Genomic DNA, 2,495 nt, shown 5'->3' with positions numbered 1-2,495 from the left:
ACCCGGGAATAAATGATCTTGCCCGTGCTGCCCCGTGGGGTGGGTTGATGCTCCTTGCTGCTCATGCGCTGGTCCTTGAGCAGCTGCAGCCAGTGCTGCTTCTTTGGAGCTTTTCCGTCCTCACCGTGGGCGGCCAGGGTGGCCATCGCCACCGGCCCGGAGGTGTGAAAGCGCAGTTGCAGATTGCGGCCGTTGAGCAGTGGATCGAGACCGGCCACGGGAATGGGCAACAGCAGCAGCTGTGTGGGTGCGCCCGGAGCCAGGCTCCACCGGCGGTTGGTGAGTTCCGCTGCGCTGCGGCCGGCCAATAGATCTCCGGCCACACGGCTGCCGGGCCCTGCCGCTATCACTTCGGTGGTTTCCGTCATCAGGCTCGGCAAGGGCAAGAAGGGGGCCTGGGTCTGGCCGGGCTCCGTGGCCTGCGAGAGCGAGGTGCTGCCCGAGAGCAGCTGCAGGGTCACAGAAGCGTTCCCCAGCGGAGCCGCCAGCACCGCCAGCCACAGGGTTGAGCTGGGGCTGCCCTCCGTATCACCTGCATACACGTGGTGGCTGAACAGGTCAAAGCGACCGTTGAGCACCACCGGAACTGCCGCCGCTTCCCCATCGGGGAAGGTCGAGATCAGGATGCCATCGTCCTCGATCAGTTCAGGGTTGTTGTCGTTCACCATCAACACGCTGTCGAGGGCTCCCGACAGGGGGCGAACGCTCTGCTGACGCTCAATCACCTCCGCAGTGCCGGGCATTGCTGCAACAGCCAGCCAGGCAGCAGACAACAGCGGGGCGAGCTTCATGGCTTGGGCGGAACAGGGATGGGTTTGAGGTGCGGCGCCATGGCAGCGGCGAGCTGACGGATCAGTTCGGTGGATCGGGGGTCGTTGAAGGGGCCCTCCACCAGAAATCCCGCCACAGCGCGTCGTCCGTCGGGGAGTTCGATCAGCCCGGCATCGGCGTAGGCGATGCCGATGTCACCTGTTTTGTTGTAGACGCGGTACCCCTTGCGGGCCAGGCTTGCGTCTGGTTCGCCCTGGGCGCCACCGAGGCCGCGCATCAAGCCCCTGGGGAGCAGCGTGTTGGTGACTGACGTCTCCATCACCTCGCGAAATAGATCCCGGCTGCGGGGAGCCAGCAGCTCACCGCTATCCACCAAGGCAATGGCCCGGCTGAGATCTCTGGCACTGGTGGTGTTGGTTCCGTCGAGATCCGGCAGCCAGTTGTTCACCACGGTAGAGGGCAGGTCCAGGTCCTGAAAGCGGGTGTTGATCGCATCCATTCCCCCTGCCCGGGCAATGATCAGGTTGGTGGCGGAGTTGTCGCTCACCCGGATCATTGCCGTGGCTACCTCATGGGTGGGGAAGCGGCTGCCCAGGGGCCGGGAGGCCATCCAACCGGCGCCTCCCCCCACCAGCTGCTCGGTGAGTGTGAGCGGTTCGTTCCACTGCAGTGTTCCCTGATCCAGCAGTTCCAGCACCGCGAGCAGGATCGGCGTCTTGATCGAGCTGGCGGCAGCCATCGGCCGTTCGGCCTGCATGGCCGCAAAGCGTCCGTCGTCGAGGATCAGCATGTAGGCGCTGGCCTGCAGATCGCTCTGTTGCGCGGCCAGCTCCAGCCAGCGCTCAGACAGCGCCTTGATTTCCTGCCTGGGGGCAAAGCGTGCCTGCTTCAGGCCCTTTGCCACGGCAGGCGCAGCCTTTTTGTTTGGGGTGTTCTCAGCGCTGGGCGGCTCCACGGCGTCACCGAGCAGCGTGGTGATCAGCGCTTGATCGGCCAGCAAGCTGGGCAGTGAGATCTCCTGTTGCTGAACGCGCGGCGCCAGCAGCCGCAGGCCGCTACCGGTGAGCAGTCCCAGACCCACCCCCATCAACACCAGCCGCAGGATGAGCTGGCCCGGGCCTTTCCAGCCGGCGGAGCGACGTGACGAACGACTGCGGCTCAACCTTTCAGCCGTGACTGTTCGGCAGAGATTAGGGGCGCTTGGCGCGGATGACCCAGCGCAGTTGGCGCACCATTCCCCGCAGTAGAGCCACCTCTTCGGCGCGCACCGTGGCGCGTTGCAGCAGATCCCGCACCTTGGCCATGCGGGCGGCGGCGGTGTGCTCCAGCAGGAAACCGGCCTCCAGCAGCAGGTCGGTTGCGTCGTCGAGACAGGCTGAAAGGGCCTTGGCGGCTGCCGGGTCCGGCGATGGGGGCTCGATGCAGCAGGTTTCAGTGGTCCCGCTGTTGAGGCGAGCCAACTCATGCAGCACCACCGCCACGGCGTGGGAGAGATTCAGCGAGGGATAGGCCTCACCGCTCTGTAGGCAGAGAACCCTCTGGCAGAGCCGCAGCTCACTGTTGCTAAGGCCGCGGTCTTCCCGTCCGAACACCAAGGCCACGGGGGCGTCGGTGCTGGAGCCGCTGCCATCGCTTCCCAGCAACCAACCCAGGGCCTGCTCGGGTGTTTGCAGGGGAATCTCGCCATGGTCCAGGCGTCCGCAACTGCCCACGGTGCGGCGGCA

General features: G+C 65.8%; 3 protein-coding genes. All 3 read right to left on the bottom strand.

The features are described from left to right. Window positions 1-791: DUF3370 family protein (locus tag ACGVJ8_RS09785; RefSeq protein WP_392347645.1), on the bottom strand; the 791-nt coding region annotated here is incomplete at its 3' end. Then, a complete protein-coding gene (locus tag ACGVJ8_RS09780; protein WP_392347643.1) occupies window positions 788-1,933 on the bottom strand; it encodes a serine hydrolase in 1,146 nt (381 codons plus the stop codon). The genes ACGVJ8_RS09785 and ACGVJ8_RS09780, both read right to left, overlap by 4 nt. A gap of 28 nt (window positions 1,934-1,961) precedes the next feature. Further along, window positions 1,962-2,495, bottom strand: a 534-nt coding sequence (locus tag ACGVJ8_RS09775; RefSeq protein WP_392347641.1) for an RNA methyltransferase, incomplete at its 5' end; no start/stop codon positions are given.

Source organism: Parasynechococcus sp. (assembly GCF_042954245.1).
GTDB lineage: Bacteria > Cyanobacteriota > Cyanobacteriia > PCC-6307 > Cyanobiaceae > Parasynechococcus.
The sequence above is the reverse complement of the archived record's forward strand: the minus strand, read 5'-3'. Positions and strand labels throughout refer to the sequence as shown.